The following is a 3274-nucleotide window of genomic DNA, read 5'->3' on the forward strand; positions in this document are numbered from 1 at the left end:
TTCTCAATCTTTGTTCATTGAAAACTGGATACTGAATTAAAATAAAGCAAATCAAACCGAGAACACCGCGTTGAATGAGTTTTAAAACAAAGTTCAATTGCTTATTACGGATTGGGAAGCCTATCGCTAGGTAGAACAATCCAACCCCTAACGTAAGTTAGGTTAAGGTTAAGTGAATAAGGGCGCACGGTGGATGCCTTGGCACTAGGAGCCGATGAAGGACGGGACTAACACCGATATGCTTTGGGGAGCTGTAAGTGAGCTATGATCCAGAGATTTCCGAATGGGGGAACCCAGCATTTGTTATAGAATGTTACTGTTACGTGAATACATAGCGTACCAGAGGTAGACGCAGAGAACTGAAACATCTAAGTACCTGCAGGAAGAGAAAGAAAAATCGATTCCCCAAGTAGCGGCGAGCGAACAGGGAACAGCCCAAACCAAAGAGCTTGCTCTTTGGGGTTGTAGGACTCCAATATGGTAGCGAAATGAAATAGTCGAAGAATCTGGAAAGGTTCATCAAAGAGGGTAAAAATCCCGTAGACGAAATTTGATTTCCACCTAGGAGGATCCTGAGTACGGCGGAACACGAGGAATTCCGTCGGAATCCGGGAGGACCATCTCCCAAGGCTAAATACTCCCTAGTGACCGATAGTGAACCAGTACCGTGAGGGAAAGGTGAAAAGCACCCCGGAAGGGGAGTGAAATAGATCCTGAAACCGTGTGCCTACAACAAGTCAAAGCCCGTTAATGGGTGATGGCGTGCCTTTTGTAGAATGAACCGGCGAGTTACGATTGCTTGCGAGGTTAAGTTGAAGAGACGGAGCCGTAGCGAAAGCGAGTCTGAATAGGGCGCATCAGTAAGTAGTCGTAGACCCGAAACCATGTGATCTACCCATGTCCAGGTTGAAGGTGTGGTAAAACGCACTGGAGGACCGAACCCACGCACGTTGAAAAGTGCGGGGATGAGGTGTGGGTAGCGGAGAAATTCCAAACGAACTTGGAGATAGCTGGTTCTCTCCGAAATAGCTTTAGGGCTAGCCTCAGAGTAAGAATCATGGAGGTAGAGCACTGTTTGGACTAGGGGCCCATCTCGGGTTACTGAATTCAGATAAACTCCGAATGCCATTGATTTATCTCTGGGAGTCAGACTGCGAGTGATAAGATCCGTAGTCAAAAGGGAAACAGCCCAGACCACCAGCTAAGGTCCCAAAATATGTGTTAAGTGGAAAAGGATGTGGGGTTGCTTAGACAACTAGGATGTTGGCTCAGAAGCAGCCACCATTTAAAGAGTGCGTAATAGCTCACTAGTCGAGTGACCCTGCGCCGAAAATGTACCGGGGCTAAACACATTACCGAAGCTGTGGATAACACGTAAGTGTTATGGTAGGAGAGCGTTCTAAGGGCGTTGAAGGTAGATCGTGAGGACTACTGGAGCGCTTAGAAGTGAGAATGCCGGTATGAGTAGCGAAAGATGGGTGAGAATCCCATCCACCGAATGACTAAGGTTTCCTGGGGAAGGCTCGTCCGCCCAGGGTTAGTCGGGACCTAAGCCGAGGCCGATAGGCGTAGGCGATGGACAACAGGTTGATATTCCTGTACTCGTTGTAATTGTTTGAACAATGGAGGGACGCAGGAGGCTAAGGAATGCAGACGATTGGAAATGTCTGTCTAAGCAACAAGTCTGAGTAAGAGTCAAATGCTTTTACTTAAGGATGAGTTGTGATGGGGAGGGAAATTATAGTACCGAAGTTCCTGATGTCACACTGCCAAGAAAAGCTTCTAGTGAGAGAGCAACGACCCGTACCGCAAACCGACACAGGTAGTCGAGGAGAGCATCCTAAGGTGAGCGAGAGAACTCTCGTTAAGGAACTCGGCAAAATGACCCCGTAACTTCGGGAGAAGGGGTGCTGACCGTCAGGTCAGCCGCAGTGAATAGGCCCAAGCGACTGTTTATCAAAAACACAGGTCTCTGCAAAATCGAAAGATGACGTATAGGGGCTGACGCCTGCCCGGTGCTGGAAGGTTAAGAGGAGTGCTTAGCGCAAGCGAAGGTACGAATTGAAGCCCCAGTAAACGGCGGCCGTAACTATAACGGTCCTAAGGTAGCGAAATTCCTTGTCGGGTAAGTTCCGACCCGCACGAAAGGCGTAACGATTTGGGCACTGTCTCAACGAGAGACTCGGTGAAATTTTAGTACCTGTGAAGATGCAGGTTACCCGCGACAGGACGGAAAGACCCCATGGAGCTTTACTGCAATTTGATATTGAGTGTTTGTACCGCACGTACAGGATAGGTAGGAGCCGAAGAAACCGGGACGCTAGTCTCGGCGGAGGCATTGGTGGGATACTACCCTTGCGTTATGAACACTCTAACCCGCACCACTCAGCGTGGTGGGAGACAGTGTCAGATGGGCAGTTTGACTGGGGCGGTCGCCTCCTAAAATGTAACGGAGGCGCCCAAAGGTTCCCTCAGAATGGTTGGAAATCATTCGCAGAGTGTAAAGGCACAAGGGAGCTTGACTGCGAGACCTACAAGTCGAGCAGGGACGAAAGTCGGGCTTAGTGATCCGGTGGTTCCGCATGGAAGGGCCATCGCTCAACGGATAAAAGCTACCCTGGGGATAACAGGCTTATCTCCCCCAAGAGTCCACATCGACGGGGAGGTTTGGCACCTCGATGTCGGCTCGTCGCATCCTGGGGCTGTAGTCGGTCCCAAGGGTTGGGCTGTTCGCCCATTAAAGCGGCACGCGAGCTGGGTTCAGAACGTCGTGAGACAGTTCGGTCCCTATCCGTCGCGGGCGTTGGAAATTTGAGAGGAGCTGTCCTTAGTACGAGAGGACCGGGATGGACTTACCGCTGGTGTACCAGTTGTCTTGCCAAAGGCATCGCTGGGTAGCTATGTAGGGAAGGGATAAACGCTGAAAGCATCTAAGTGTGAAGCCCACCTCGAGATGAGATTTCCCATTTCTTTAAGAAAGTAAGATCCCTGAAAGATGATCAGGTAGATAGGTCAGAAGTGGAAGGCTAGTGATAGTTGGAGCGGACTGATACTAATCGATCGAGGACTTAACCACAATGTTTGAGGAAAGATTTGTTTAAAGGAATTCAGATCCAGTTTTGAATGAACGAAGTTCATTCAAAGAAAAAACACCAAGTGTGGTGGCGATAGCGAGAAGGATACACCTGTTCCCATGCCGAACACAGAAGTTAAGCTTCTTAGCGCCGATTGTAGTGAGGGGTTGCCCCTTGTGAGAGTAGGACGTCGCCACGCT

General features: G+C 49.6%; 2 rRNA genes. Both read left to right on the forward strand.

Annotation, left to right across the window (positions count from 1 at the left end):
* The first annotated feature begins 166 nt into the window (after positions 1 to 166).
* Positions 167 to 3076, forward strand: a 23S ribosomal RNA gene (locus tag FFM57_RS09700).
* A gap of 81 nt (positions 3077 to 3157) precedes the next feature.
* A 5S ribosomal RNA gene (gene rrf / locus FFM57_RS09705) occupies positions 3158 to 3273 on the forward strand.
* The last annotated feature ends 1 nt before the right edge of the window (position 3274 follow it).

The organism is Enterococcus nangangensis, from assembly GCF_005405245.1.
GTDB lineage: Bacteria > Bacillota > Bacilli > Lactobacillales > Enterococcaceae > Enterococcus_J > Enterococcus_J nangangensis.